The organism is Streptomyces adustus (genome assembly GCF_009377175.1).
GTDB classification, from domain to species: Bacteria; Actinomycetota; Actinomycetes; order Streptomycetales; family Streptomycetaceae; genus Streptomyces; species Streptomyces adustus.
This window is the reverse complement of record NZ_VJZD01000067.1, coordinates 1-26,905: the sequence shown is the minus strand read 5'-3', so window position 1 is coordinate 26,905 and position 26,905 is coordinate 1. Positions and strand designations below refer to the sequence as shown.

Here is a 26,905-nt window from a genome sequence, read left to right as displayed (position 1 = left end):
CCCGCCGCCGTTCAGGGCGTCACCGGTGCGAGGTGAACTCCACCACCTGCTGGTAGGTGGGCCGGTTCTGCCAGCTGATGTTGCCGTGCTTGATACCGCCGAGGGTGCGCTGGACGATCGAGTCCGCGCACCACTGGTTGCCCGCGGCGCACAGGTCGTCGCCAGGGTAGACCTGGGCCGCGGTCAGGGCGGCCGCCTGCTTCAGGGTGCTGATGAGGATGTCCCGGCAGGAGGTCAGGCTGCCGCCGCCGCAGTACTTCTGCCCGAGCGGACCCGCCACGGTGTCGCCGAGCACCGCCCGGACGTCCTTGTCGACGTAGCTCCACCAGCCGTACTGGAAGGAGCTTCCGGCGTGCGCGCCGGTCGGGCCGTGCGCGGCCGACGGGGTCTCGTCGATGGGCAGGTTGGCGGTCAGGGCGGTGTAGAGCGGGGTGCCCAGGCCGGGTTCGAACTCCGCCTTCACCAGCAGCGGCCACCAGGCGTCCAGGATGCGGATCGCGTCGGCGTTGGCGTACGTCTTGGAACCGGCCGAGGTCTCCGTGCGCCTGGCGCCCGCGGTCAGCCAGGTCTGGAGCTTGGCGACCGCCGCGGCGGCCGCGGTGTCGGTGACCGTGGAGCTGTTGACGACCCGGAGCAGGTCCGGCAGCACGTCCTCGGCCCGCAGGTCCGCGAGTGCCGCGTCCGCCATCGCCTTGACGAGGGCGACCCTGGTCACCCCGCCGGCCGCGACCAGCTTCTTCACCCGGTCGTCCAGCAGGTTGCCGCGGTGCACCGAGCCGTCGCCCCAGGACGCGGTCGTGTAGTCCTTGGCCTGCTTGTTGTTCCAGGAGATGTAGTAGTCCTGGTCCACGGAGTTGGGGTGGGCGGACGCGGGGGTGTAGTCGGCGGTGTTGGTCGCCGGGTTCCAGTTGCGCCACTCGTAGGCGGCCTGCGCCCACACCGGGAACTCGGCATCGACGCCGCTCGCGCGCACCGGGTTGTCGCCGCTGTTGTAGTACGCGGTGTGCGTGGAGTCGGCGTAGAACCAGTTGAAGGTGTAGTTGATGTGCTGCGCCGCGGCCTGGAAGGCGGCCGGGCCGTTGACGTAGTCGGGGTCGTTGAGCATCTGGAAGCCGATGATCGAGTCGGCCTCGTGCAGGTAGGAGGAGCGCAGGGTGGTGTAGGCGACCTTCTTGCCGCCGACGGTGGCCCGGTACTCCACGGGACCGTACTTCGTGCGGTAGACCCGCATCGTGTAGGAGCCGGCCGCGGTGCCGTCGGCGGTCGTCGGCGTCCAGGCGTTCTTCTGCTCGACCTTCTCCATCGCCGTGCAGGTGCCGTGGTAGAGGTAGTGGTAGTCGTCCTGGCACAGTTCGACGGCGTAGGTGTCGATGATGTCCTGGCCGGAGGTCGTGGCGCTCCACGCGTAGTCCTGGCCGCGGCCCAGTTCGACGTACATGCTCAGGCCCGCGAAGGAGGCGCCGCGGGCGCTGATGCCGGGTCCCTGGATCTCCTGGAGCATCAGCAGCTGTGGCGCGAAATAGCCGGTCTGCGGCCCGAACACGGCGATCGGATGACCGCTGGCGGTGGACTTGCCGCTGACCACGAGGGCGTTGGACATACCGCGCCTGGCCGAGCTGAGCGCGGTGGCCGCCGCGGTGGTGGCCGTGGTCGCCGCCGTGGCGGTCGCCGCGCTGCCCGTACGGTCGTACACCAGCGGTTCCTGCGTCACCGTGCCGGCGTCGGGCAGGGCCTCGCCCTGCGGGTCGTCGGGCTTGGTGGCGTAGGGGAAGCTCTCGCCGTTGTGGACGGTGAGGGCGGCCTCGGCGTCGTTGCGCTCACGGAAGGACTCCCAGATCGCGGTGCCGTCCGCGACACCGTACTTGGCCTGGGCGGCGAGCAGGGAGACGGCGTTGTTGACCTCGCCGCCCCCGCCGGAGCCGAACAGCGAACCGATCACGGAGGCCAGCGCCACCAGGTCGGTGATCTTGAAGTGGTCGATGGTGCCGGCGTTGGTGATGGAGTCCTTGTGGCCGGTGAGGACGTACTCGCCCGGGAAGTAGCGGCCGCTGTCGGAGGCGTCGATGTAGGAGTTGATGCCGGCGAGATAGGCGTTGGCGTCGGCGAGGGCCTGCTGGCCGCGGGTGCCGTTGTTCGCCACGGCGTTGTCGATCTGGGCCTGGAGGTCGGCCTCGGTGTACGGCGCGTTGCGGTAGAACTCCTGCTCAAGACCCTGGTTGGAGGCCGCGCCGCCCGCGAACGTGGTCAGCTGGCCGCGTCCGACATGGCGGAAGACGTCCATCAGCCACAGCCGGTCCTCGGCCGCGGCGTAACCGGCGCCGAACTCCGTGCCGTAGCGGGTGGTGCCCGTGATGTGCGGCACGCCCGTCTTCTTGTCGCGCACGATCGTCACGTCCGTGCGGCCCGCCGGGCTCTCGGTGGAGGCGACCTGCCCGGAGGCGACGCCGAACGAGGCGTCGTTGAAGAACGTGTTGATCTTGTCGGTGGTGAGCGCCGAGTAGCCCGTGGCCAGGTTGGCGTAGGGGCCGAGCTGGTCCTCGGCGTGCGAAGGCTGGGTGCCGAACGCCTGGTTGAGGAGGATCTGCGCGAGGGTGGCGTTGCCGTTCTCGCCCGGCGGCAGGATGTCGGAGCACTGTCCGCCGCAGTAGTCGGTGGCCGTGGCGGTCTCGGCGGCGACCGCCATCTGGGAAAGCGGTGACAAAAGTCCGGCAATGAGGACGCATACGGATGCCGTCTTCAGGAACCCGGGAAATCTGCGGGGAGTTCTCAGTCTGTCGAGAGGTGTGCGTGGGGTGCGCCCAGGCATGGCAGCTCCTAGCGACGGGGATTGGCCGGAGGTTACCGCCGGTATCCCCGGGATTGAAGATGAACATGCGTCACTTTTTCGAGTCGTCGCTCCGGCTTATGGGGGGCGATCGGAAATCGGATGGAGCCGATTCGGGTGTCGACACGTCTATTCGGCGACGTCCGCACGACGACGCCGAAGTGACCGAAGTACAGGTGCAGATGTGACGGAGGTGCAAGGCGATGGCCGGTTTCCGGAGTCTGGCGAGACAGGTGCGCGATCCGCGCTGCGATCTGGCGCTGCGGCGCTACTCACTGCGCAAGTGCCTTGAGCGGTTCGCTCCTTACGGGCACAGGGCGACCTGGGACCATCTGAGCTCCCGGTCGGGGTTCGGCCCCGAGGACCGCTCGCCCGATCCTGCGCGGCTCGTGGCCGCGTTGGACGAGCTGGAGGAGGCACGGGCGGTGTGGCTCGGCTACGAGGGCGAGTTCGCCGAACGCCGTAGGAAGGAGAAGCACGACGGGCTGCGCAGGCCGGGCAGCGTGGACGACTGGCACCGGCTGACCTGGGGCGGATTCGGTGTCGCCTGGTGCGACAACCCCCGGCTGCACCCCCGCGCGCCGCTCGGTGAGGTGCTGCGCAGTCTGATCGCCGCGCTGGAGCGCGAGCCGGGCTCGACCTGCCCGGTGTGCGACGGGCAGCGCCTGTTCTGGAAGTACGACCTGGACCACGAACCGTCGTCGGGCCCGGTCTGCGCGGACTGCGGCATACTCGTCCCGCGGCCCGTCCTCACGTCCGAGGCCCTGGCGTTCGCCAGGCGGGGGCGGACGATGCTGATGTCGGCCTGAGAGCACGCCGGGGGTGCGCCGGGGATGCCGCACCCCCCTCATGTCGCCACTTCGAGCCGGGCGAGGACCGCGCACGGACGAGGCGGCACGGCGTACGGGTGGGCACCGGCCGAGGGTGGCTCAGGAGCAGGCCTTCCTCGGTTCCTCGACGGCCTGCCGGGGCGGGCGTTCCACCATCAGGCGCGAGCCCGTCTGCCGTTCGCCGAACACGTCGTCCGGGTTGGACAGGACGCAGGACTCCAGGGAGAGACAGCCGCAGCCGATGCAGTCGGTGAGGTGGTCGCGCAGCCGGTTCAGCTGCTTGATCCGCTCGTCCAGTTCGGCCCGCCAGGTCTCGGAGAGCCGGGCCCAGTCCTCCCGGGTGGGCGTGCGCTCCTCGGGGAGCTGGGCGAGGGCCTCGCGGATCGTGGCCAGCGGGATGCCGACCCGCTGGGCGGCCCGCACGAAGGCCACCCGGCGCAGGGCGTCGCGGGTGTAGCGGCGCTGGTTGCCCGCGGTCCTGCGGCTGCTGATCAGCCCCTTGGACTCGTAGAAGTGCAGCGCCGAGACGGCGGCGCCGCTGCGGGCGGCGAGCTGGCCGACCGTGAGCTCGTGGATCTTCTCGGGAATCTGGGGCACTCCTCGGAGCCTACCCAAACCCGACACCCCGGTGGTCCGTTGACAGCCGCCCGGGACCCGACCATGCTAAGCAGTTGCTTAGACATAAGTGGGAACACCTCAACGGGACATCCGTGATGCGAGAGGCCGGGACATGGCAGAGCCGAGGATCTTCACGTCAGCCGACGAGCTGAAGGCTGCGGTGGGCGAGCAGCTGGGGTACACCGACTGGCAGGAGGTCGACCAGAAGCGGATCGACCTGTTCGCCGAGGCCACGGGCGACCACCAGTGGATCCACGTCGACCCGGAGAAGGCGGCCTCGGGCCCGTTCGGGACCACCATCGCCCACGGGTACCTGACCCTGTCGCTGCTGCCGCTGTTCGGACCCCAGCTGATCTCGGTCGAGGGCGTCAAGATGGGCGTCAACTACGGCACCAACAAGGTCCGCTTCCCCGCCCCCGTCCCGGTCGGCTCGCGGCTGCGCGCGACGGCGACCATCACCGGCGTCGACGACGTGCCCGGTGGCGTACAGGTCGCCGTCGCCTTCATCGTGGAGCGCGAGGGCGGCGACAAGCCGGTGTGCGTGGCGGAGTCGGTGTCCCGGTACTACGTCTGAGCGGGCGACTGCTTCGCCCCGACCATCCGCAGCACGAGGTCGGCGTACAGCGCGCCGACCTCGTCGGGCGTCTGCGGGCCGTCGACGTTGAACCAGCGGGCCACGTCGATGCACAGGGAGAGCACGGCGATGGTGGTGCCGTGCACGTCCGGCACGTCGAACTCGCCGGACGCCACCCCGTCCTCGACGATCCCGCGCACCTCGGCGTCGACCTGGCGGCGCAGGGCGAGGATCTCGGCACGGGCGTCCGGGCCGAGCGAGTCCAGTTCGTACTGCACGACCCGCGCGGTGGTGCGCCCCCCGGCGTGCCAGCGCACGAAGGAGCTCACGGCGTCGGCGAGCCGTCGGGTCGCGTCACCCTCGCCCCGGGCCGCCGTGCGCAGGATGTCGAGCGCCTTGTCGTGACCGATCCGGCTGATCCGGTGGAGCAGCTCTTCCTTGGTCTTGTAGTGGATGTAGAGGGCGGCCGGGCTCATCCCCGCGCGGCCCGCGATGTCACGGGTCGTCGTCGCGTGGTAGCCGCGCTCGGCGAAGGCCTCCACGGCGGCCACCAGCAGCCGCCGGGCCGCGTCAGGGGTGACCTGGCCCCACGCCTCGGCCTCGCCGCCGGCCGTGTCCTCCGCCGTACTCATCGCTCGCTCGCCCCTCTCGGTACCGGAGCTACACCATACCGCCGAAGCTGAGCGCTCGCTTAGTGTGCCCGCTCGGAGCTTTTCGAAGGGCCGTGCTCAGAACTTCTCGAAGGGCCGTGCTCAGAGCTTCTCGAAGGGGCTGTACGGCCGGGCCGAGGCCTCCTGGCGGTCGCGGACGACCTTGGCCAGGGTGAAGGCCGAAGTGACCAGATAGAGGACGGCGATGCCCAGAAAGGCCCGGACCCAGGCGTCGGCGTGCAGCTTGAAGATGCCGATCGCGGTGGCGGCCATGGCGAGGGAGAAGGAGGCGACGGCCTGACCGTAGAAGGCGGCCGTGTTCTGCTGCTTGCCGGATGCGTCAGTCATGCGACGAGCATCGGCGGACGTGGCCCACGCCACATCCGCCGGGGTACTCAGGGACGTACGGACAGGTACTCAGAAAGCCGAGACCCCGGTCAGCGCACGTCCGATGACCAGCTTCTGGATCTGGCTGGTGCCCTCGTAGAGGGTCATCACGCGGGCGTCGCGCAGCAGCTTGCCCGCCGGGTACTCGTCGATGTAGCCGTAGCCGCCGAAGACCTGGAGGGCGTTGTTCGCGGCGCGCACCGCCGCCTCCGAGGCGAACAGCTTGGCCTTGGACGACTCGGTGGCGAAGGGCAGACCGCGGTCGACCAGGTCGGCCACGCGCCAGGTCAGCAGCCGGGCGGCGTCCACGTCCACGGCGATGTCGCTGAGCAGTTCCTGGACGAGCTGGTGGTGGGCGATGGTCCTGCCGAACTGCTCGCGCTCACCGGCGTACTTCACCGCGACGTCCAGCGCCGCCTGGGCTATGCCGACACAGCCCGCCGCGACCGACATCCGGCCCTTGGCGAGCGCCGACATGGCGACCGTGAAGCCCTTGCCCTCGGGCCCGAGCATCGCGGACGCGGGCACGCGGACGTCCTCCAGCACCAGTTCGGCGGTGGCCTGGCCGCGCAGACCGAGCTTGCCGTGGACCGCGCGCCGGGTCAGGCCGGGGGTGTCGGCCGGCACCAGGAAGGCGGAGACGCCGTGGTGGCCGGGGGCGTCGGTGGAGCGGGCGAACAGCAGGACGACGTCGGCCCAGGTGCCGTTGGTGATGAACATCTTGGTGCCGTTGACGACGTACTCGTCGCCGTCGCGGACCGCGCGCGTGGCGAGGTTCCCGGCGTCGGAGCCGGTGCCGGGTTCGGTCAGCCCGAAGCAGCCCACGTGCTCACCGGAGGTCAGCCCCGGCAGCCAGCGCCGCTTCTGCTCCTCGTCGCCCCAGGCGGCGATGGTCTTGGCGACCAGGCCGAGCGAGACCGAGACGATCCCGCGCACCGACGAGTCGCCGCGGCCGAGCTCCTCGGTGACCAGGCAGTACGCGAGGTGGTCGCCGCCCGAGCCGCCGTACTCCTCGTCGATCGTCAGACCCAGGAAGCCGACCTCGCCGAGCTTCTTCACGATGCCCCGGTCGACCTCCTCGGCCCGGTCCCAGGCGATCACGTGCGGGGCGATCTCGCGCTCCACGAAGTCCCGGGCGAGCCGCCGGACCGCGGTCTGCTCCTCGCTGAGCTCCAGGTTCACGTCGGGTCACTCCCCATCACAGACATTTAAATTAGCACTGCTAGTTTAAGGTTGCAGCCCTACTATGTGCGCCATGGCCCGACCGCGCAAGCCCCTCCTCAGCACCGACCGGATCGTCGGGGCGGCCCGCACGCTCGTGGACGCGGAGGGCCTGGCCGCCGTCTCCACCCGGCGGCTCGCCGCCGAACTGGGGGTGAGCGGGCCCTCCCTCTACAACCACTTCAGCACCAAGGACGAGATCCTGGAGGCGGTCGCCGACTCGGTCAGCGCCCAGGTCGACCTGTCGATGTTCGAGGACGGCCGGGACTGGCGGACCGCCCTGCATGACTGGGCCGTCTCCTACCGGGCCGCCCTCCGTGCGCACCCGAACATCGTCCCGGTGCTGGCCCACGGCCCCGGCCGCCGCCCGGCCGGTCTGCGGCTCGCGGACGCGGTCTACGGCGCGATGGTCGCGGCGGGCTGGCCGCCCGCGCAGGCCACCTCGATCGGCGCGCTGATGCGGTACTTCGTGATGGGCTCCGCGCTCGGCTCGTTCGCCGGCGGTTTCGTGGACGACGCCAGCGCCTACGACCCGGCCGACTACCCCCACCTCGGACAGGCCCACCTCCTGGCCGACCAGCAGGAGAAGATCGACGAGCGGGCCTTCGAGACCGGCCTGACGGCCCTGCTGGACGGCTTGGCGCAGCAGTACGCGCAGGTACGGCAGAGCGCGTAGGCCCGGTCCGGCGGACAGTTCGGCGGGCGCCGAAGCGTGCGTGTCCCATGCTGGAACCCATGACCACCACCGACCCGCAGGCCGCGGCACTGGCCGGGTTCGCCGCGCTGATCGCCGACGAGACCCGGGCGGCCTGTCTGCTCGCACTGCTCGACGGGCGCGCGTGGACCGCCGGGGAACTGGCCCGGCACGCCGGCGTCGCCGCGTCGACGCTGAGCGAGCACCTGAACCGCCTGGTCGCGGGCGGGCTGCTCACCGAGGAACGCCAGGGACGGCACCGCTATGTCCGGCTGGCCGACGCCCGGATCGCCCACCTGGTGGAGGATCTGGCGGCCCCCCTCGCGCCCCGGGCCGCCCGGCAGCCGCGCAGCCTGCGCGAATCGAGCGCCGGGTCCGCGATGGCCCGCGGCCGCACCTGCTACGACCATCTCGCCGGACGCCTGGGCATCGTGGTCACCGACGCGCTGACCGGGCGCGGACTGCTGCGCCAGGACACCGGGTTCGCCCTCACGGACGCGGGCGTGCGCTGGTTCGCCGCCGCGGGCATCGGTCTGGACCGGCACGGCCGACGGCCGCTGGCCCGCGGCTGCCTCGACTGGACCGAGCGCCGCCCCCATCTCGCGGGCGTCGCGGGCGCGGCGCTGTGCCGGCACGCCCTGGACGCGGGCTGGTGCGTGCGCATCGGCACCGAGCGGGCCGTGAAGGTGACGGCGGCGGGCGAGCGCGCGCTGTCGGAACTGCTGGGCATCGAGGCGTCTGCACTGCGCTGAGCAGCGCCCGCGCCGTCACTGCCCGGTCCGAAATCCGCCGGTCGGGCCGATCCGGCCCCACCTACTCTCAGGAGCATGATGAACACCGCACCACCCGCCCGTACGGGGCTGCTCGCCGCCGGGGCGGCCACCGTCACCGTCGTGCTGTGGGCCTCCGCCTTCGTCTCGATCCGCAGCGCGGGCGCCGCGTACTCGCCGGGCGCGCTGGCGCTCGGGCGGCTGCTGACGGGCGCACTCGCGCTGGGGGCGCTCTGGGCCGTACGGCGGGAGGGGCTGCCGCCGCGGTCGGCCTGGCGCCGGATAGCGGTGTCCGGGGTGCTGTGGTTCGGCTTCTACATGGTGGTGCTCAACTGGGGCGAGCAGCAGGTCGACGCGGGCACGGCGGCGCTGGTCGTGAACATCGGCCCGCTGCTGATCGCCGTGCTCGGCGCGCGGCTGCTCGGCGACGCGCTGTCGCCGCGGCTGGTCGCGGGCATGGCGGTGTCGTTCGCGGGTGCGGTGACCGTGGGCCTGTCGATGTCGGGCGGGGGCGGCTCCTCGGCCCTCGGGGTGGTGCTGTGCCTGCTGGCCGCGGTCGCCTACGCGGGCGGGGTGGTGACCCAGAAGCCGGCCCTGGAGCGGGCGAGCGCGCTCCAGGTGACGACGTTCGGGTGCCTGGTCGGCGCGGTGGTCTGCCTGCCGTTCACCGGACAGCTGGTGTGGGAGGCGGGCGAGGCCCCGCTGTCCGCCACGCTGAACATGGTCTACCTGGGCCTGTTCCCGACCGCGCTCGCCTTCACGACCTGGGCGTACGCCCTGGCCCGTACGACGGCGGGCCGCATGGGCGCGACGACGTACGCGGTGCCCGCGCTGGTCGTGCTGATGTCCTGGCTGGTGCTGGGCGAGGTGCCGGGTGTGCTCACCCTGGCGGGCGGGGCGCTGTGCCTGGCGGGTGTGGCGGTGTCGCGGTCGCGGACACGGCGGCCTGCCGTCGCACCCGCTGCCGCTCCGGCCGCCGCGCCACGGCCGGAACAGGAGCAGGAGCAGGTGTCCTGAGTCGCGGGCCTCAGAACACCACCAGCGCCCGGCCGCCCTTGCCCGCCAGCATGTTCTCGAACGCCGCCGGGATGCCCTCCAGGCCGATCCGTTCGGTGACCAGGGCGCCCAGGTCCAGGCGGCCGGCGCGGACGTGCTCGGCCAGGACGGGCAGGTCGACCGCCGGGTTCGCGTTGCCGTAGACGCAGCCGGAGAGGGTGCGGCCCCAGTGGAAGAGCTCCAGGGCGTTGAAGGTGACCTGCTGGTCCTTGCCTCCGATACCGACGACCGTGGTGCGCCCGCCGCGGCGGGTGGACTCCCAGGCGGTGCGGATGGTGACGGCCCGGCCCACGCACTCGACGGCGACGTCGACGCCCGCCCGGCCGGTGAGGGCGCGGATCTCGCGGGCGGTGGTGTCGGAGGCGACGACGTAGTCGGTGGCGCCCGCCGCGCGCGCCAGTTCCTCCTTCGCCGGGGAGACGTCGACGGCGATGATCCGTGAGGCTCCGGCGATCCGGGCCGCCTGGAGCGCGGCCAGGCCCACTCCCCCGGCGCCGAACACCGCCACCGTCTCGCCGCGCCGCACCTGCGCCGAGTGGTGGACGGCTCCGTAACCGGTGAGGACCGCGCAGCCGAGGAGGGCCGCGTCGGCGAGCGGCACGCCCGGCGGGGCCGGCAGCAGGCAGGACGCGGGCACCACGGTCTCCTCGGCGAACGCGGCGACGTTGAGACCGGGATGCAGTGCGACGCCGTCCACGGTACGGGCGTACACGTCCGCGGCGCCGTTCAGGGCGTTGGCGCACAGCCAGACCTCACCGAGCGAACAGGCGTGACAACTCCCGCAGGCTGGCGCCCAGTTGAGGACGACCTCGGCTCCGGCCGAGAACCCGGTCACCCCCTCGCCGACGGCGACGACCGTGCCCGCGCCCTCGTGGCCGAGGACCGCGGGAACCGGCACCCGCATGGTGCCGTCGGACAGGGACAGGTCGGAGTGGCAGACCCCGGCGGCGGCGAGCCGCACCCGGACGTGGCCGGGGCCGGGCTCGGGCAGCTCGATCTCGGTGATCTCCAGCGCGGAGCCGATGGCGGGCAGGACGGCGGCACGGACAGCCATGACAGGTGACTCCCCTGGAACTGGGCGGACTGGAACTGGACGGACCGGGACGGGAACCGGGCGGGCCGGAACCGGAGTGCCTAGAACTGGAGGGACTTGGTCTGGAGGTACTCGGACAGGCCGTGCGTGCCGAGTTCACGGCCGACGCCCGACTGCTTGTAGCCGCCGAAGGGGGCCAGCGGGTTGAACCGCCCTCCGTTGATGTCGACCTGGCCGGTCTCCATCCGGCGGGCGAAGGCCACCGCCTCCTCCTCGTCCCCGGCCCAGACGGCGCCCGCGAGGCCGTAGACCGTGCCGTTGGCGATCCGCAGCGCCTCCTCCTCGTCCTCGTAGCGCAGGATCGACAGGACCGGGCCGAAGATCTCCTCCTGCGCGATCGCCATGTCGGGGGTGACGTCGGCGAAGACCGTCGGGGCGACGAAGTACCCCTGTTCACGCGGGGATTCGCTGCCACCGGCGACCAGCCGCGCACCCTCCGCCACGCCCTTGTCGATGTAACCGCGCACCCGCTCCTGCTGCTTGGCGTTGACGAGCGGGCCGATCCGGTCGCCGTACTTTGCGGCGGCCTCGGCGGCGAGCGCGACGGCCTCCTCGTACTGCTCGGTGTGCACCAGCATGCGGGTCCAGGCGCTGCACGTCTGACCGGAGTTGGACATCACGTTGGCGACGCCGACCTTCACCGCCCTGGCGAGGTCGGCTCCGGGCAGGATGACGTTGGCGGACTTGCCGCCGAGCTCCAGGGCCACCTTCTTGACGGCGGCTCCGGCCGCGGCACCGATCCGCCTGCCGACAGCCGTCGATCCGGTGAAGGAGACGAGGTCGACGCCCGGGTGCTCGGCGAGCGCCTGGCCGGCCACCGGTCCGAGGCCGGTGACGAGGTTGAAGACGCCCGCGGGGACCCCTGCCTCGTGCACCGCCTCGGCGAAGAGCTGGGCGGTGAGGGGGGTGTCCTCGGCGGGCTTCAGGACGACCGTGCAGCCCGCCGCGAGGGCCGGGGCGACCTTGGCGACGATCTGGTGGAGGGGGTAGTTCCAGGGGGTGATCGCGCCGACCACGCCGACCGGCTCGTGGTGGACGGTGGAGTTGCCGACCTTCTCCTCGAAGGCGTACGTCGCCGCGAGGTCGGCGTACGAGCCCGCGACCGCGACCGGGACGCCCGCGTGGACGGCCCGCGAGAACTCCAGGGGCGAGCCGAGTTCCGCGGTGACGGTCGCGGCGATCTCCTCCGCGCGGGCCACCAGGACGTCCCGCAGGGCGCCCAGCCGGGCGGCCCGCTCGGCCGGCGCGGTGGCGGCCCAGCCCGGCAGGGCGGCGCGGGCGGCCCGTACGGCGGTGTCGACGTCCAGGGCGGTGCCCGCGGGGACCGTGCCGAGGACCTGCTCGTCGGCCGGGTTGACGACCTCGATCACGTCCTGGCCGGCGGCGGGGCGCCAGGCGCCGTCGATGTACATGCCGTCGTGTGCCTTCATCGTGCTTCCTCCCGGGCGGGCGGCGACTCTTCGTCTTCCGGCACACAAACTAGCGGTGATAGTTTTTGGGCGCCAGACACCACTCGCCCAGGATGCCGCAACGGCCTCATTCCTCCAGGTCCGGCAACCGGTCCGGGGCCGGGCAGATCCGGTCGCCGTGCTGGTCGAACACGAACAGGTGAGCCAGGTCGACCAGGAGCGGGACGTGCATACCGTGCCGGAGGTCGAAGTCGGGGGTGGTGCGCACGACGAGGTCGCCGGGCAGGCGCCCGTCCGGCGAGGTCACCGCGGCACCCTGCGGCGCGGAGCCCTGGGAGGAAAAGCCGCGGGAGACGGAGCCGTGCGGCTCGGGGTCGTCCGCGGCGAGGACCGGTCCGGCCCGCAGGGCTCCCGCCCGCCCCCGCAGCCGGTCCAGGACCCTTCCCTCCCGGCGTCTGCGGCGGACCGGCCGTACGGCGGGGCGCGGAGCCTCCAGATCGGGTACGACGGCGGGCCGCGACCCGGTGTTGAAGTGGACCAGCACCTCGTGCCCCTGGAACTCGACGTGCTCCACCAGGCCGGTGATCGGCACCTCGCCGGGCCGGGCCTCGGCGCGCGAGGCGATCCGCACCGCCTCCGAACGCAGCCCGACGATCACCTCGCGGCCCTGCTGCACCCGCAGCAACTGGTGGTCCAGGCACAGGGGTTCGGGCAGCCGGAGGAACTGCTTGCCGAGACTGAGGGTCATCGCCCCGTCGAGCGGCGCGCGGACCAGGCCGCGCAGCAGATTGATGCGGGGGGTGCCGATGAACGCCGCCACGAAGACGTTGCGGGGCAGCGCGTAGACCGAGCGCGGGGTGTCGACCTGCTGGAGCACCCCGCCGCGCAGCACGGCGACCCGGTCACCGAGCGACATGGCCTCGGCCTGGTCGTGGGTGACGTAGACCGTGGTGACGCCCAGCTCCCGGGTGAGCTTGGAGATCTCCGCCCGCAGGTGGTTGCGCAGCTTCGCGTCGAGGTTGGACAGCGGCTCGTCCATCAGGAACGCCGACGGATGCCGGGCGATGGCCCGGCCCATGGCGACCCGCTGGCGCTCCCCGCCGGACAGCTGGCCCGGGAACCGGTCCAGGAGGTCCTCGATGCCCAGCATGCGGGCGGTGGCGTCCACCCGCGGACGGGGGTCCGCGCCGGGTGCCTCGATGCGCAACGGGAAGCCGATGTTGTCCCGGCCGGTCATGCTCGGGTAGAGGGCGAAGTTCTGGAAGACCATGGCGATGTCCCGCTCGGACGGCGGCAGGTCGTTGCCGTGCCCGCCGTCGAGGAGCAGCACGCCCTCGTCGATGTCCTCCAGGCCGGCGATCATTCTGAGCACCGTCGACTTGCCGCAGCCGGACGGTCCCAGCAGGACCAGGAACTCACCGGGCGCGATGTCCAGCGAGAGCCGGTCCACCACCCGGACGCCTCGCGTGTAGGCCTTGCTCACGTCGTGCAGGGAGATGGCGCGTGTCATGAAGGTGTCCCTGGGGGCTCACTCGGGCGCTGGTGCTCCGCGGTCGATTGTCCCGTGCGGGTCGTACGGGGCTGTGAGTCACGGAAGTTAACGGACCGTGCCCGGGAGGGGGAAGACACCTGACGTGATCGGAGTGATCCGTCCACTGGGTGAGAAAGCGGACGATCGCATTCAGGTCAACGGCGGTCAGGCCAGGAAGCGCTCGACGGCCTCGCGGGAGCGGGCGTTCGAGGCCGCGGCGTCGGCCAGGGAGCCGGCCAGGGCGTCGATCCACTCGTCCAGGCCCACCTGACGCCTGGAGAGCGTGATGCCGCGCACCTCGTGGCAGATCTCCCCGGTCACCCGACCCCGGTCGTTGCGCAGCAAGAGCCGCCGCTCCCCGAACGTGACGTCCAGCGCGGCGACCGAACCCTCGTGACCGGCCAGCCGTTCCGAGAGGGAACGCCTGCGCTCGACCCGTACGGCGCCGGGCGGCAGCGAGTCCGCCAGGTTCACCGAGAGCACGTCGACATAGAGGTTCAGGTCCGCGCTGTCCCGGCGCAGCGCCGCGGCCGGCAGTTCCGCGAACTCCCCTGCCGACAGCGCCGAGTCCCAAGTGCCGTCGACAGGGGTCCGCGTCGTGGCGCCCGCGCCGGCCCCCGGCCGACCGGTGCCCCGTCGCTGTGTCATCGGCTCCCGTGCCCTCGGCTCCCGTGCCCTCGCCCTTCCGGCTCGGCGCGCGGACCGCGTCGGCAGGGGCAGCGCATGCCATCCGGTCAACCGGTCAACCGGCCGTCGGCGCACCCGCCGTCGGTGCACCCGCGAGCGCCTCGGTCCTGGTGACCGGGGCGACCTCCACCGGGATGCCGTTGAGGACCGCGTTGCCCGAGAGCGGGTCCAGCAGGGTGCCGTCGAGGAGCTGGTTGACGTTGACGCCGGGGTCGGTGGCGGCGTGGGCGAGGCGGATGCCGGGCCGGTCGTGGCCCCAGCCGTGCGGCAGGCTCACCACGCCCGTGCGCACGCCGTCCGTGACCTCCGCCCGGGCGGTCACCTCGCCTCCGGCGCCCTTGACGCGCACCGGCTCGCCGTCCCGTACGCCGAGCCGTGCGGCGTCCTCGGGGTGGATGTGCAGCGTGCAGCGGTTGGTGCCGCCGGTGAGGGCGGGGACGTTGTGCATCCAGCTGTTGTTGGAGCGCAGATGGCGGCGGCCGACCAGGACGAGCCCGTCGGCCCGCTCGCCGAGGGCCCGCCGCAGCCGGGGCAGGTCGGCGGCTATGGGCTCCGGCAGCAGCTCGATCCGCCCGCTCCTGGTCTTCAGCGGCTGCGGCAGCCGGGGGCGCAGCGGTCCGAGGTCGATGCCGTGCGGGTGGTCCAGCAGCCGCCCCAGGCCCAGTCCTTCGGGCCGGGCGCCGAAGCCGTCGCCGTAGGGGCCCAGGCGCAGCATCATGTCCAGCCGCCGTTCCGTTCCGGTGTCGCCGGTGAGCAGGGCGGCCAGCTCGCGCGGGTCGCGGCCGTGCACCGGGGAGGCGGGGTCCTTGGCGGCCTTGCCCAGGGTCTGGTCGATGACGAGCGTGTCGACGGCGGCGGGGTCGGCGCCGTGCATGCCGGTCACGGCGAGGGTGAGCCGGGCCAGGATCTCGGTCTCGGCCATCCGGCCGGGTTCGAGGGGGACGGCGGGACGGGTGTAGCGGACCTGGTTGCGTACCGCGAGGGTGTTGAAGGCGAAGTCGTGGTGCGGGCTCTGCGACGGCGGGGGCGGCGGCAGCACGACGTCGGCGTGGCGGGAGGTCTCGTTGAGGTAGGGGTCGACGCTGACCATGAAGTCGAGCGAGTCCAGGGCCTTGTCGAGCCGGTCGCCGTCGGGTGCGGAGAGCACGGGGTTGGCGGCGACGGCGATCAGCGCGCGGACCGGCTCGCCCTCGGCGGTGGCGGTGTCGATCTCCTCTGCGAGCGCGGAGAGCGGCAACTCGCCCTTCGCCTCGGGGTGTCGGCTGACCCGTGAGTGCCAGCGCCCGAGCGCGAAGCCGTGTCCGGGGCCGGCCGGGCGGGGTGTGCGGTCGGTGGCGGCCTGCGGGAAGAGGGCGCCGCCGGGGCGGTCGAGGTTGCCGGTGAGGATGTTGAGGACGTCGACGAGCCAGCTCGCCAGGGTGCCGTGCGGGACCGTGCAGCTGCCGATACGGCCGTACACGGCGGCGGTGGGGGCGGCGGCGAGTTCCCGGGCGAGTGCGCGGATGACGGCGGCCTCGACGTCACAGGACTCCGCGACCGCCTCGGGGGTGAAGTCCCGCATGGCCGCGCGGAGTTCCGGCACGTCCTGGACGTGGGGCGCGAGCCGCCCGAGGTCGACGAGGTCCTCCTCGAACAGGACGTGCGCCATCGCCGCGAGCAGCAGGGCGTCGGTGCCCGGCCGGATCGCGAGGTGCCGGTCGGCGAGCTTGGCGGTGCGGGTGCGGCGCGGGTCGACGACGGTGAGCGTGCCGCCGCGGGCCTTGAGCGCCTTGAGCTTGCCGGGGAAGTCGGGGGCGGTGCACAGACTCCCGTTGGACTCCAGCGGGTTGGCGCCCAGCAGCAGCAGATGGTCGGTGTGGTCCAGGTCGGGTACGGGGATGGCGTTGGCGTCGCCGTACAGCAGTCCGCTGGAGACGTGCTTGGGCATCTGGTCGACCGTGGACGCGGTGAACAGGCTGCGGGTGCCGAGGCTGGCGATCAGGACGGTCGGGTAGAGGGCGCCGGCCATGGTGTGGACGTTGGGGTTGCCGAGGACGACACCGACGGCGTGCGGACCGTACCGCTCGACGACGGGCCGGATCCCGGCCGCGACCGCGTCGAACGCCTCCTGCCAGGTGGCCTCGCGCAGCTCTCCGTCCCGGCGGACGAGCGGGGTGCGCAGCCGGTCGGGGTCGCCGTCGACGGCCCCGAAGGAGGCTCCCTTGGGGCAGATGAACCCGCGGCTGAACACGTCGTCGCGGTCGCCGCGGGCCCCGGTCACCCGGGTGCCGTCGATGGTCAGGGTCAGGCCGCAGGTGGCCTCGCACAGGGGACAGATGCGCAGAGCGGTGCGGGACAAGGGTCCTCCCGGAGGGTGGCGGCGACGGTGACACACGCGGACGCCGCCGAGCATACCGACCGGTATGCATGAGCGGGAGGGCACGACGGGAGTCAGTCGAACAGGACGGTGCCGTTGCCGGTGCCCACAACCAGTTCGCCGCGAGGTCCGGTGGTGAGCGCTGTGCAGGGCGAGGGAAGGACCAGGCGGCGAAGGATCTCACCGGAACGGGTGCCGAGGACGGCGAGGCAGGCGCCGTCGGCGACGGCATAGCTCTCCCCGCCGGGCAGGAGGGCGCAGAATTCGGGAGACAACGAGGTCTCGTGCTCGTGGACCACGGGCACCTCGGGGGCGGTCCGCCCGTAACTGCGCCCGCGAACGGCGAACCGCCGGTACCGCTTGGGCGGTTCACCGACCGGCCCGAATCGGGTCCGCAGCGCCTCCCAGGACACGATCCTCGTACGGTCGTCGCCGATCAGCAGCAGTGCGTCGCCGTCCGGCCCGGGCAGTGCGAACACACCGGCCTGCCAGCCCCGCATACGCAGGACCGCCCAGCGATGTCCCCTCGTGTCGAACACGCCGAGCATGTCTTCGTCGAAGGGCAGGGGCACGAACACGAGCACACGGCCTGCGCAACGCGCGACACGCACCGGATCGAGGTCCGGCATGTCCCTTTCTTCGATGCCCCATGCCCCGGCTGCCAGCGTGCCTCGCGCCACCTCACCGACGACGAGGCGCCCCTGGGTCTTGTCCATGCCGAGCGACAGCAGCGTCTCGTCGCCGTCGGAACGTCCGGAAGGAACCGTCGCCAGCACGCCACCGCGCTCCTGCGGCACGACGTGGGCGAGTTGTTCGCCCACCGACGGGACCGGGCCGCCCTTGGCGAGGTCCCAGTACTGCAGCAGCCCCTGCCCACCGCGCGCGAAGAGCCGGGGCCGCGATCCTCCGCCGGGAGTGGCCCAGGGCACCACGGCGAGCTGCTCCACACCGGACTCGTCGAGCGGCCGCAGGCTCTGGACCTGAGTGCCGTGGCTCGCCTCCCGAACCTGGAGCGAGCCGTCGCCGCCCGTGACGACGACGAGTTCCCCGTCCACGGGCGCCGCGGCGAGCGCGGTCACGGGACGTACGGCGTCGAGGGCCTCCACCACCTGGTACCCCTCGGGTCTCTCCCGCAGCCACCAGATCCGGCCGCGGTCGTCACCGCACAGCAGCCCGTCGTCCAGCCGGTGGAGCGAGGCGACAGGGTCCGGCATCCGATGCTCCCAGCCCTCGTCGTACCCGATCAGACGGGCGTCGCCCCCACAGCTGACCAGCCCTTTCCTGCCGTACGCCAGGGCGCGTACGGCGCCGCGATGCGCCGTACGTACCGACCCCACAGGGCGGCAGGCCGGCAGGGACCACTCACGGACGGTTCCGTCGAGGCAGCCCACGGCCAGCCTGCCGGAACCGTCGGGGGCGAGGGCGAGAGCGGTGGTCCACGCCGCTGTGCCGGGCAGCGGGCCGTACCCGTACATGCAGCCCGCGCCCACGTCCCAGCACACCACACGCCCGGTGCTCGTACCGGCGGCCAGGACGTCCCGGCCTCGCACCCGGCCGACGGTCAGCGCGAGGACCGTGTCCGGGACGGTGAACTCCTGTTCCGCGCAGGGCACTCCGCCGTCGAGAACAAGGATCTTGACCCGCCCGCCGTACTCACCGGTGGCGACATAGGCCCGACCGTCGGCCGTCCTGCCGACGACGGCGCAGCTGATCAGCGGGTCCTCCCAGAGTCCCGGATCGACCACGTGACGTCGCCTCCACAGCTCGTGCGGCCGTGCCAGATCCCAGCAACGGATGTCGTGATCCGCGCCGACGCTCACCACAGCGGGCACACCACCGGGACCGCGGATCTCCCCGACGGCGAGGACCTGCCCCTCATGGGCGGTCAGGTGCTCGGAGTCCGCGACGTGCGAGGTGGGCCAGAGCCGCAGGACCCCGTCCGTGCCGCCGACACAGACCGTGTCGCCTATGCGACACAGGGCGGTCGCCGCGTGGTCCAGAACCTGGCCGCCCAGCCGGTCGCCGCTCACGAGGTCGTACAGCTGCAGGCCCCTGATGTCGCCCTGGACGGACACACAGGCGGTCGAGCCCATGTCGAAGGTCGCCACCCTGACGGTCCGGCCCCGGTCGACGCGCAGCGGCAGGCCGATCGGCCTGCCGCTGTCGAGGTCGACGCGGTGAAGCTGCCCGTCGGCCGTGGCCATTGCCACGATCCACTGCCGGCCGACGCGGTGCACGGCCAGCGAGGCGATGACCGACGTACCTGTCAGCAAGGTCCTGACCGGGGCGCCCGTCGTGAGGGAGGACAGTCGCACGGTGCGGTCGAGACCGGCGGTGACCACCAGGCTGCCCAGGGGATGTCCGTGCACCGTGACGATGTCGGTGACCTGCCCCTGGTGACCGGTGACCGCCTCCGCCACGGCCTTGCCGGCCTGAACCGAGAACTCGACGACCCGGCCGTCCTCGTACCCCAGCAGCAACGATCCCGTGGGCAGTCCGCGGGGCGCCGCGCAGGTGCTGACGCAACTTCCCTTCTCCCCCGGCGGCAGCACCAGCTCGCAGTCGGCCGTGCGCCAGTCCGCCCGCTCCTGCCACTCCTCCACCTGCCACTTCCACAGCTCCTTGCGCTGCCTGCGGGTGAGCGCCGGGTACCCGAGGGTGGAGTCGAGCCGGTACAGGAGGAGATGACCGGCGAGGCGGCCGGTGCGAAAGAGCAGGGCCGCCTTCCACGGCTCGCCGTCCGGGCCGGCGAGCACGGCCGACCGGTCCGGGACCTCCAGCAATCTCAACTCCGGATCGGTGTCCACCCGGCTGGGCTGCAACAGCCACGTCGCACGGCGGGTGTCCTGCCAGATGTGAAGCAGTCGCGCGTACTGCTTGCGCTCCAAGCGGTCCTTCTCCAGTACGAGGTGCTGGACATCGTTCATCGCGACCGCGGCGTACGGCACTTGGGGCACGCTGTCCAGGGTCCGCAGATACCACTGGGCCGACGCCCGGTTGGCCGACATTCCCTGCGTTCCTCCGTCGTCCAGGTGGATCCAGGCCGACCCGGTCGGTCTCGCGAGGTCGAGGAAACGTCCCCCGTGCTCGGACGGGACGACGAGCCCCCTTCCGGTGCCGATGCTCATCCCGTCGTACCGCCGTCTTCCCTCGTGCGGATTCCAGGCCGCCCAGCGTGCCCGCCAGGGCAGCGGCTCCCCCTCGTCGCACGAGACGGCCAACGCCTCCGCCTTCCGGCACACGGCGGCCAGGCGCAGCCGGGCGCGGGCCTGTGGGTCGGGTCCCCTGCCCTCGTGCTCCCGAAGCTCCCGCTCCGCATCACGGATCGCCTGCCCGGCCCGTCTTCCCTCCCTGGTACGCAGCCTCGGCAAGGACGCCAGCAGCCGTCCCGGTTCGGCGCGCAGTACGAAACCCGCGTCCTGGATCAGCGGATCCAGCACGCCGCCCTCCCCCGCGTGCAGCGCCAGGTACCGTCGGGCATAGGGGTGTTCGATCTCACGCAGCACCTCGGTCACCGTCCGCTGAACGGCCTCGGCGTCACGTCCCTCTCTCAAGTACTCGATGAGCGCCCGGTGGTAGACCCGGTACACCGACCCGCCGGCCTCCGCGCTCTCCACGACGTACGAGCCCGCGGCCTTGCTCAGCCAGACGATGTCCTCGTCGCCGTAGTCCCCGCCGCTCAGTGCGGAAGCCAGCCTCGGCCAGACTCCGGCCCAGGGCAGGCCCACTCCTTGCGCATAGGCGAGCGGCAGGAGGAGCTCGCGGGCCCGTCCGGCGAGTCGGCCCAGCCGCTGGACGAGGTCGCGCTCCATGGCCTCTCCCGGCAGGCGCGGGAGCTCGTCACGCCACCGCTGGTCGTACGGGTCGGGCGGGCGTGGTTCCCGCGCCAGCGTGCGGGCCGTGATACGGGCGACCAGGAAGGAGCGGCCTGCGGCGTCGGCGACGGCTTCGGCGATCGCGTCGACGAGAGCGCGCTCGGCGGCCCGCAGGGTCGACCCGGGTGTGCACAGCAGCTTGCGGGTGTAGGCCCGGACGGCGGCGGGATCGCCGTACCGCTCGGAGTCCAGGTCGATGCGCGGTGCTTCGGCGAGGAACCGGGCGGCGACATGGGGGCGGGCGCCGACCAGAAGCCGGAACGGCACACGGCGTCTGGAATCGGTGAGCGGAGCGAGAAGTTCATCGACGGCCTCGTGCGGTGCGAGGGCCTCGTCCAGGGAGTCGACGAGTACGACGAGCGGCTTGCTCCTGGTCTGCAGTTGCGCGGTGAGGGCGCCGAGGGAGTCGGCGGCGCAGTCGGCGGCCGCGGACAGTGCATCGAGCAGTTGGCGGGTGGAGAGGTGACTGGCGTTGATGCGGACGTCGACATCGCCCGGACTGGGCAGCAGCAGTGGCAGTCCGTCACGCGGGACGGCGGCGCTGCGCTCCGGATCGGTGAGGACGGCGACCATGCCGAGCAGCGAGGACTTGCCGGAGCCGGGGTCACCGGTGACCACGCACAGTCGTTCGTCCGCGCGCCGCGGGTCGAGCCACGTGGTGACGTCGCCCAGGGCCACGTGTCGGCCCGTGAAGTCCCACACGTCCTCGCTGGGTACGTCGGTGCCGCGCGCCCGGGGCAGGAAGAAGCCCTGCAGGTCCCGTTCCCGCGCCTGGCGTTCGCTGGCGCCGAGCGCCACGATCCGGTCGATCTCCTCCAGCTTCAGCCCGGCGGATCCGGGCAGGTGACGGGGGTTGGGCAGGAAGGCGGGAATGTCTCCGGTGGCGTGGGCCAGGGACCACACGGGGCGCTGCGCGCGCGGCACCTCGCAGTCGCTGTGGATGGCGGCCATGACATGTTCGAGGCTGATGTGCGCCGGCACGTGTCCGACGACGGCCTGTCGGCGCACAGCCCGGTCGAAGGCGGCCGACAGGGCACCGGTGTACGTCTCCTCCTTGCGGCGTGAGGAGGAGACGAGGACGAGACCGGTGTTTCCGTGTTCGGTGACCGGTTCCCGGAAGCGACGGGCCTCCAGGGCTCCGCGCAGGGCCCGGTCGGCTCCCTCCTCGGCGTAGCAGGCGTCGATCAGCACGAGCAGCCGTTCGACGGCGGTGTCCTCCCACAACTGGGCTACCAGGTCCTCGGTGGGAAGTGCGGTGCCGCGCAGATCGCGGGCGTCGCTGTCGTGCAGGAGCAGATAGTGCCGCCCGCTGTGCTCGGCCGTGACGCCGTGGGCGGCCAGGTAGAGGACCACGTAGTCCTCGGGTCCGCGGTCCGGTGCGACGGCGAACGTCCGCAGGGCATCGACGAGTCGGGCCCGCGTCGGATTGCCGCCGAGGTCGGTGCCGCGACGGTACCCGAGTTCGCCGAGGAACAGCTCCTCGATCCGCCGTACGTCGTCGGCGAGTTCGGGGCGTTCCGCCTCCGGGTGGGCCCGTACCTCGGTGACGGCGGCGGTGATCAGGAATCTGCGCGCGGTACGGGCGCCCCCCGCGGACGCCCGCGCCTCAGCCGGGTCCCGGGCCGCATCCATCGGCCACCGCCCGGCCTGCTTCGGGGGTGTTGAGGTAACGCGTGGCGTCGTGCGCCCGGGCGCCGTTGTGGACCAAGTGGCAACGCACCCGCTCGCCGAACAGCGGCCGCAGGTCCTTCACCAGCGCGACGACGTCGCCTTCGTCGGCGATGTTCGTCCATTGTTCGACGCCGCCCGGCCAGTCCCCGGGCCGAGCGCCCTCCCCCACCCGCAGGCGGTCGTGGACCAGGTTGCGGATGCCCAGCGGCGAGCCCAGCGTCAGCAGTGCGCGCACCGGCCAGTCGGGGTGCGCGCACAGCGCCTCGTAGGCGATCACGCTGCCCAGGGAGTGACCCACGACCACCCGGGTGCGCTCGGTCACCGCGTCGGCGACCCTCTGCTGCACGGCATCCCGCAGACCGGTGTCGTCCAGGTAGGCGCGGACCTGCTTCAGATCGAGAATCAAGCCGCGCCGGGCGACTCCGGCGAAGAACCGGGAGCGGCTGAGAGCGTCGAGGGCGCGCTGGACCATGCGCGGGGTTCGGGCCAGCGTTCGGGCGTCGGGCGCGAGGACAGCCGGGTCGCTGCGTGCCGCCTCCGCCCACAGGGCGAGCAGGAACTGCGTCTCGAAGCCGGCCTCGACATCGGCGGCGTCCAGGGGCGGGTCCTGCACGGCGAGGGTGCGGCCGGCAGGCCGGAACAGATCGCCGTAGAAAACGCAGTGGACGTCCTGTGCGTCCAGAGTGCCGGTCTCCCCTGCCCGGGTCAGCCCGTCGGCCAGCGCCGGGTACCAGGAGTTGTGCAACTCCCGCTCTCCCCCGTACTGATGACCGATCCCGTGAATGCAGATCACCCGAGCCATAGCGTGTCCCCCCATGCCCGACCCCAGGGTCCGATCACTCTAGCAACGGGAGCCCACCATGGCCCCCTTTCAGTCCAGCACCCGTCCCAGATAAGCCCGCAGCAGTTCCCGGGCCTCCGTGATGATCTTCTCGTCACCCTCCGGGTCCATCCGGAAGGCGAGGTGGACCAGGGTGTCGGCGGTCTCCACCGCGATCAGGAAGGTGCGGCGCAGGTCGTCGTCCGGGGTGCGGCCCAGGTAGCCCGAGAGCAGGTCGGTGAGGCGGTCGGCCACGCGGTGGTTGGGTTCGGCGTCGCGGGCGCCGACCGGGATCTGGTTGCCGAAGTCGACGAGCGTGAAGCCGGGCGCGGTGTGCTTCATGGCCAGGTACTCGTCCAGTACGGCGTCCACGGCCGCGCGCCAGTCGCCCCGCTCGGCGCCCGCCAGCCGCCGGGTGACGCGCTCGGAGTAGCGTTCGAGATTGCGCTGGGCGAGGGCGTCGGCCATCTGGCGCTTGTTGCCGAAGAAGCGGTAGACGGAACCGATGGGGACACCCGCGCGCTGGGCGACGGCGCGGGTGCTCAGGTCGTCGTAGCCGACCTCGTCGAGAAGGTCGGCACAGGCGTCGAGGATCCTGGTCAGCCGTTCGGCGCTGCGGCGCTGCACGGGCGCACGGCGCAGCGAGGTCGCGTGGGGCACGGGTTTCATGATGCCTCTCCGCCGGGGTCCGGTGAACGTCGACCCCCAGTACGCAGATTGGTGCCCTGTGCACTCATCACGGCCGGTGCGCCGCCGGGCCGACGGCACGCGGCAGGGCCGCCCCGGTCGGCGGCACCGGTGTCCGCGGCGGTCCGCGCGGGGGCGGCGAGCACGCCGAGAAGGTCGCATCCGTCCGACATGCCCCGGAGCGTAGAGCACGGCCGCACGACACGGATCCCCTCGATGTCGGCCCGTACGCGACCCGGCGTCCGCCGCCCAGGGAGGGAACTGGGTCCCGGGTCCCTCTTGCGCGCGGGAAACCGCAATCCTACGGTGTCCCATAGGAATGAGGTTGCAAGGGAGCGATCATGAGCGGGGACGCACGGAAGACCGCCGAAGGGCTGTCCTATCTCTCCGGTTTCGGCAACGAGCACAGCTCCGAGGCCGAGCCGGGAGCACTGCCCGAGGGCCGCAACTCGCCGCAGCGCGCCCCCCTGGGCCTGTACGCGGAACAGCTCAGCGGTACGGCGTTCACCGAGCCCAGGGCCCACAACCGCCGCTCGTGGCTGTACCGGATCCACCCTTCGGCCGCCCACCCGGCGTTCGTCCGCACCGACAACGGCGCGCTGCAGACCGGCCCCTTCACCGAGACCCCGCCCGACCCCAACCGGCTGCGCTGGAACCCGCTGCCGGCCCCCGCGGAGGGGACCGACTTCCTGGCGGGCCTGTGGACCCTCGGCGGCAACGGCGACGCGACCCAGCGTGCCGGCATGGCCGTGCACCTCTACCACGCCAACGCCTCCATGGACCGTGTCTTCGGCGACGCCGACGGCGAGCTGCTGATCGTCCCGGAGCGCGGCGGGCTGCTGCTGCACACGGAGTTCGGCAGGCTGCACGCCGAACCGGGACACATGGCGCTGATCCCGCGCGGTGTCCGCTTCCGGGTGGAACTCCTGGACGCCTCCGCCCGCGGCTACGTCTGCGAGAACTACGGCGCCTCCTTCCGCCTCCCCGACCTCGGCCCCATCGGCGCCAACGGACTCGCCAACGCCCGTGACTTCCGGGTGCCGACGGCCGCGTACGAGGACGTCGAGGGGCCGGTGGAGGTGGTGAACAAGTTCTGCGGCAACCTCTGGACGGCCGTCTACGACCACTCGCCGCTCGACGTGGTGGCCTGGCACGGCAACTACGTGCCGTACGTGTACGACCTGCACCGCTTCAACGTGATCGGCTCGATCTCCTACGACCACCCCGACCCGTCGATCTTCACGGTGCTGACCTCGCCGTCGGACACGCCGGGCCTGGCGGGCGTCGACTTCGTGGTGTTCGCGCCGCGCTGGCTGGTGGGCGAGGACACCTTCCGGCCGCCGTACTTCCACCGCAACGTGATGAGCGAGTACATGGGGCTCGTCGAAGGCGCGTACGACGCCAAGGCGGAGGGCTTCGTGCCGGGCGGCGGCTCGCTGCACAACATGATGTCGGCACACGGTCCGGACCGGGAGACGTTCGACCGGGCGAGCGCCGCCGAACTGCGTCCGCAGAAGATCGACGACGGACTGGCCTTCATGTTCGAGACCCGCTGGCCGCTCACCCTCACCCCGCAGGCGGCGGGGGCGGAACACCTCCAGCAGCGCTACGACGACGTCTGGCAGGGCCTCGAACGGCACTTCCGCCCGTTGCACTGACCGGTTCCGACAGGTACGGATAGCCCGTGACCTCCTTCGCCCCGGACTCGATCGTCCTGAACCGCAAGCTGCCGCTGTGGTACCAGGTGTCGCAGTCGCTCCGCGCCTCCATACTCGGCCGTTCGCCCCACGACCCGCTGCGGCTGCCCACCGAGGAGCAGTTGGCGGGGCACTACGGCGTCAGCGTGCTGACCATGCGGCAGGCACTGAAGGAGCTGGAGGACGAGGGGCTCATCTCCCGGCACCGCAGGCGCGGGACGTTCATCGAGCCGGACGTCCTGCGCAGCACGCCGGTGCGGCTGCTGGGCTCGGTGGACGCGATCGTGGCCCAGCAGTCCGGCATGACGACCGAGCTGCTGGAGCACGGACCGGCGCAGGTGCCGGCCGAACTCGCCGAGTTCTTCCCGGATCTGACGCGGGTGGCGGGCTACCACCGGCTGCGCAGCGACGAGAAGACCGGCGAGCCGACCAACCACGCCCGCAACTGGGTCCGTCCGGAGCTGGCCGAGCGCATCGATCCGGCGGACCTGGTCCGCTGGCCGATGACGAAGGTGCTGCGGGACGTGGTGGGCGCGGACATCAGTCGCATCACGGACACGGTGGAGGCGCGGCTGGCGGACCCGGAGACGGCGCGGCTGCTCCAGGTCCCGCTGCTCAGCCCGATCCTGCACTACACGGGCATCACCTACGACACGGCCGGGCGGCCGCTGGACGTGGCGGTCATCCACTACCGGGGCGACCGCTTCTCCTTCACGGTGACGCTCGACGCCACCTGACCCGCCCCGCCCCGGCCCGTCGTACGATGCCCAGCGTGACGCCCGACGACGCTCCGCCGCTGGCGGACCTCATGCCGTGGTCCGTCGCACCGCCGCGGCTCGGCCGGAGGTGGCCGACGGCCCCCGACCCGGCGTCCCTGAGGACGCGCTGGGACACGCTGATGAAGGCCGAGGGGGCCGACCGGGAGGCGCTGTTCGAGCCGACCCGCGCGCGCACCCTGCGCTCGGCGGTGGGCGGGCTGCCCGGCCAGACCAGCGGCACCCAACGGCTGGCCCGCGCCTCGGGCCCGTGCCCGGAGCCGGTACGCGTCCTGCACGCGCCCTTCGACGAGCAGTGGCTGATCCCCGACCACCGCCTGCTCGACGCGGCCCGGCCCGAGTTGTGGCGGGTGACCGACGAACGGCAGATCCTCGTCGTGGAGACCGTGGAGGGCCCGGGGCCGCGTCTGCTCGCCACCTCGCTGGTGCCCCTGCTGCGCCCCGGCCAGGTGCGCCCGCTCTACCGCCGCCCCGGCGGCACGGAACCGAACCTGGCCCCCGGCCTGCTGGAGCATCTCGCCGGCCGGCTCGGTCACCTCCCCACCCCCGAGGACTTCCTGGCCTGGACCCTGGCGGCGGTGCGCCCCGACCTCACCGTGCCGCTCACCGGGGACGCCGGGCTCTGGTCCCGGGGCGTCGAACTGGGCCGCCGCTCGCTGTGGCTGATGCGCCGTGACGG

21 protein-coding genes are annotated in these 26,905 nt (G+C 72.3%); 8 read left to right on the top strand and 13 right to left on the bottom strand.

Annotation, left to right across the window (positions count from 1 at the left end):
* Positions 1 to 19 precede the first annotated feature (19 nt).
* Positions 20 to 2,806, bottom strand: a complete 2,787-nt coding sequence (locus FNH09_RS18535) for a penicillin acylase family protein (protein WP_152889291.1) — start codon at positions 2,804 to 2,806, stop codon at positions 20 to 22.
* Positions 2,807 to 3,027: 221 nt separating this feature from the next.
* On the opposite strand from FNH09_RS18535, the gene FNH09_RS18530 reads away from it, so the two are divergent.
* Positions 3,028 to 3,633 carry a hypothetical protein gene (locus FNH09_RS18530; RefSeq protein WP_152889289.1) on the top strand — a complete coding sequence of 202 codons (606 nt, stop codon included), beginning with the start codon at positions 3,028 to 3,030 and terminating at the stop codon, positions 3,631 to 3,633.
* Positions 3,634 to 3,753: 120 nt separating this feature from the next.
* On the opposite strand, the gene soxR is transcribed toward FNH09_RS18530, so the two are convergent.
* On the bottom strand, positions 3,754 to 4,251 hold the full coding sequence (soxR, locus tag FNH09_RS18525; protein WP_162468761.1) for a redox-sensitive transcriptional activator SoxR: 498 nt from the start codon (positions 4,249 to 4,251) through the stop codon (positions 3,754 to 3,756).
* A gap of 133 nt (positions 4,252 to 4,384) precedes the next feature.
* Between soxR and FNH09_RS18520 the strand changes: the two genes are divergently transcribed.
* Complete coding sequence (locus FNH09_RS18520) at positions 4,385 to 4,846, top strand: MaoC family dehydratase (RefSeq protein WP_152889285.1); 462 nt, start codon at positions 4,385 to 4,387, stop codon at positions 4,844 to 4,846.
* Here FNH09_RS18520 and FNH09_RS18515 read toward each other — a convergent pair.
* The 3 genes from FNH09_RS18515 to FNH09_RS18505 form a co-directional block, all read right to left on the bottom strand.
* Entirely contained in the window at positions 4,837 to 5,478 is a 642-nt protein-coding gene (locus FNH09_RS18515) for a TetR/AcrR family transcriptional regulator (RefSeq protein ID WP_152889268.1), read from the bottom strand. The two genes, FNH09_RS18520 and FNH09_RS18515, sit on opposite strands and share 10 nt — an antisense overlap.
* A gap of 120 nt (positions 5,479 to 5,598) precedes the next feature.
* A complete protein-coding gene (locus FNH09_RS18510; RefSeq protein ID WP_152889265.1) occupies positions 5,599 to 5,844 on the bottom strand; it encodes a YiaA/YiaB family inner membrane protein in 246 nt (81 codons plus the stop codon).
* A 69-nt stretch (positions 5,845 to 5,913) separates the two neighbouring features.
* Positions 5,914 to 7,065 carry an acyl-CoA dehydrogenase family protein gene (locus tag FNH09_RS18505; RefSeq protein WP_162468760.1) on the bottom strand — a complete coding sequence of 384 codons (1,152 nt, stop codon included), beginning with the start codon at positions 7,063 to 7,065 and terminating at the stop codon, positions 5,914 to 5,916.
* Between the two features lie 73 nt (positions 7,066 to 7,138).
* On the opposite strand from FNH09_RS18505, the gene FNH09_RS18500 reads away from it, so the two are divergent.
* From FNH09_RS18500 to FNH09_RS18490, 3 genes are all read left to right on the top strand, one after another.
* Positions 7,139 to 7,780 (top strand): TetR/AcrR family transcriptional regulator, encoded by a 642-nt coding sequence (locus FNH09_RS18500; protein ID WP_152889263.1) that lies wholly within the window; start codon positions 7,139 to 7,141, stop codon positions 7,778 to 7,780.
* 47 nt (positions 7,781 to 7,827) lie between these two features.
* Entirely contained in the window at positions 7,828 to 8,550 is a 723-nt protein-coding gene (locus FNH09_RS18495; protein ID WP_152889261.1) for an ArsR/SmtB family transcription factor, read from the top strand.
* 78 nt (positions 8,551 to 8,628) lie between these two features.
* Positions 8,629 to 9,585, top strand: coding sequence for a DMT family transporter (locus FNH09_RS18490; RefSeq protein ID WP_152889318.1), 957 nt, complete (start codon positions 8,629 to 8,631; stop codon positions 9,583 to 9,585).
* 10 nt (positions 9,586 to 9,595) lie between these two features.
* Here the strand turns inward: FNH09_RS18490 and FNH09_RS18485 are convergent, their stop codons facing one another.
* The 8 genes from FNH09_RS18485 to FNH09_RS18450 form a co-directional block, all read right to left on the bottom strand.
* Positions 9,596 to 10,678, bottom strand: coding sequence for a Zn-dependent alcohol dehydrogenase (locus tag FNH09_RS18485; protein ID WP_152889259.1), 1,083 nt, complete (start codon positions 10,676 to 10,678; stop codon positions 9,596 to 9,598).
* Between the two features lie 80 nt (positions 10,679 to 10,758).
* Positions 10,759 to 12,147, bottom strand: coding sequence for an aldehyde dehydrogenase family protein (locus tag FNH09_RS18480; RefSeq protein ID WP_152889257.1), 1,389 nt, complete (start codon positions 12,145 to 12,147; stop codon positions 10,759 to 10,761).
* A gap of 106 nt (positions 12,148 to 12,253) precedes the next feature.
* Positions 12,254 to 13,636, bottom strand: a complete 1,383-nt coding sequence (locus FNH09_RS18475; RefSeq protein ID WP_152889255.1) for an ABC transporter ATP-binding protein — start codon at positions 13,634 to 13,636, stop codon at positions 12,254 to 12,256.
* A gap of 186 nt (positions 13,637 to 13,822) precedes the next feature.
* Entirely contained in the window at positions 13,823 to 14,305 is a 483-nt protein-coding gene (locus FNH09_RS18470) for a hypothetical protein (protein ID WP_202919696.1), read from the bottom strand.
* Between the two features lie 94 nt (positions 14,306 to 14,399).
* Positions 14,400 to 16,682: a molybdopterin oxidoreductase family protein gene (locus FNH09_RS18465; protein ID WP_152889253.1), complete on the bottom strand. Its 2,283-nt coding sequence runs from the start codon at positions 16,680 to 16,682 to the stop codon at positions 14,400 to 14,402.
* 92 nt (positions 16,683 to 16,774) lie between these two features.
* Positions 16,775 to 22,207, bottom strand: a complete 5,433-nt coding sequence (locus tag FNH09_RS18460; protein ID WP_152889251.1) for a caspase family protein — start codon at positions 22,205 to 22,207, stop codon at positions 16,775 to 16,777.
* Positions 22,182 to 23,048 carry an alpha/beta fold hydrolase gene (locus FNH09_RS18455; protein WP_152889249.1) on the bottom strand — a complete coding sequence of 289 codons (867 nt, stop codon included), beginning with the start codon at positions 23,046 to 23,048 and terminating at the stop codon, positions 22,182 to 22,184. The genes FNH09_RS18460 and FNH09_RS18455 overlap by 26 nt, the downstream gene beginning before the upstream one ends.
* A gap of 69 nt (positions 23,049 to 23,117) precedes the next feature.
* Positions 23,118 to 23,735, bottom strand: a complete 618-nt coding sequence (locus tag FNH09_RS18450; RefSeq protein WP_152889247.1) for a TetR/AcrR family transcriptional regulator — start codon at positions 23,733 to 23,735, stop codon at positions 23,118 to 23,120.
* A 359-nt stretch (positions 23,736 to 24,094) separates the two neighbouring features.
* On the opposite strand from FNH09_RS18450, the gene hmgA reads away from it, so the two are divergent.
* From hmgA to FNH09_RS18435, 3 genes are all read left to right on the top strand, one after another.
* Positions 24,095 to 25,411 carry a homogentisate 1,2-dioxygenase gene (hmgA, locus tag FNH09_RS18445; protein ID WP_152889245.1) on the top strand — a complete coding sequence of 439 codons (1,317 nt, stop codon included), beginning with the start codon at positions 24,095 to 24,097 and terminating at the stop codon, positions 25,409 to 25,411.
* Between the two features lie 26 nt (positions 25,412 to 25,437).
* Entirely contained in the window at positions 25,438 to 26,187 is a 750-nt protein-coding gene (locus FNH09_RS18440) for a UTRA domain-containing protein (RefSeq protein ID WP_162468758.1), read from the top strand.
* A 26-nt stretch (positions 26,188 to 26,213) separates the two neighbouring features.
* A partial coding sequence (locus tag FNH09_RS18435) for a type ISP restriction/modification enzyme (protein WP_338017609.1) occupies positions 26,214 to 26,905 on the top strand: 692 nt, incomplete at its 3' end.

Excerpts from the sequence above, each read along its gene's own strand:
- FNH09_RS18450 (WP_152889247.1), bottom strand. The coding sequence starts at position 23,735 with ATGAAACCCGTGCCCCACGCGACCTCGCTGCGCCGTGCGCCCGTGCAG.
- FNH09_RS18495 (WP_152889261.1), top strand. The coding sequence starts at position 7,828 with ATGCTGGAACCCATGACCACCACCGACCCGCAGGCCGCGGCACTGGCC.
- FNH09_RS18500 (WP_152889263.1), top strand. The coding sequence starts at position 7,139 with ATGGCCCGACCGCGCAAGCCCCTCCTCAGCACCGACCGGATCGTCGGG.
- FNH09_RS18455 (WP_152889249.1), bottom strand. The coding sequence starts at position 23,048 with ATGGCTCGGGTGATCTGCATTCACGGGATCGGTCATCAGTACGGGGGA.
- FNH09_RS18490 (WP_152889318.1), top strand. The coding sequence starts at position 8,629 with ATGAACACCGCACCACCCGCCCGTACGGGGCTGCTCGCCGCCGGGGCG.
- FNH09_RS18480 (WP_152889257.1), bottom strand. The coding sequence starts at position 12,147 with ATGAAGGCACACGACGGCATGTACATCGACGGCGCCTGGCGCCCCGCC.
- FNH09_RS18470 (WP_202919696.1), bottom strand. The coding sequence starts at position 14,305 with ATGACACAGCGACGGGGCACCGGTCGGCCGGGGGCCGGCGCGGGCGCC.
- FNH09_RS18485 (WP_152889259.1), bottom strand. The coding sequence starts at position 10,678 with ATGGCTGTCCGTGCCGCCGTCCTGCCCGCCATCGGCTCCGCGCTGGAG.
- FNH09_RS18515 (WP_152889268.1), bottom strand. The coding sequence starts at position 5,478 with ATGAGTACGGCGGAGGACACGGCCGGCGGCGAGGCCGAGGCGTGGGGC.
- FNH09_RS18530 (WP_152889289.1), top strand. The coding sequence starts at position 3,028 with ATGGCCGGTTTCCGGAGTCTGGCGAGACAGGTGCGCGATCCGCGCTGC.
- hmgA (WP_152889245.1), top strand. The coding sequence starts at position 24,095 with ATGAGCGGGGACGCACGGAAGACCGCCGAAGGGCTGTCCTATCTCTCC.
- FNH09_RS18475 (WP_152889255.1), bottom strand. The coding sequence starts at position 13,636 with ATGACACGCGCCATCTCCCTGCACGACGTGAGCAAGGCCTACACGCGA.
- FNH09_RS18520 (WP_152889285.1), top strand. The coding sequence starts at position 4,385 with ATGGCAGAGCCGAGGATCTTCACGTCAGCCGACGAGCTGAAGGCTGCG.
- FNH09_RS18460 (WP_152889251.1), bottom strand. The coding sequence starts at position 22,207 with ATGGATGCGGCCCGGGACCCGGCTGAGGCGCGGGCGTCCGCGGGGGGC.
- FNH09_RS18510 (WP_152889265.1), bottom strand. The coding sequence starts at position 5,844 with ATGACTGACGCATCCGGCAAGCAGCAGAACACGGCCGCCTTCTACGGT.
- FNH09_RS18535 (WP_152889291.1), bottom strand. The coding sequence starts at position 2,806 with ATGCCTGGGCGCACCCCACGCACACCTCTCGACAGACTGAGAACTCCC.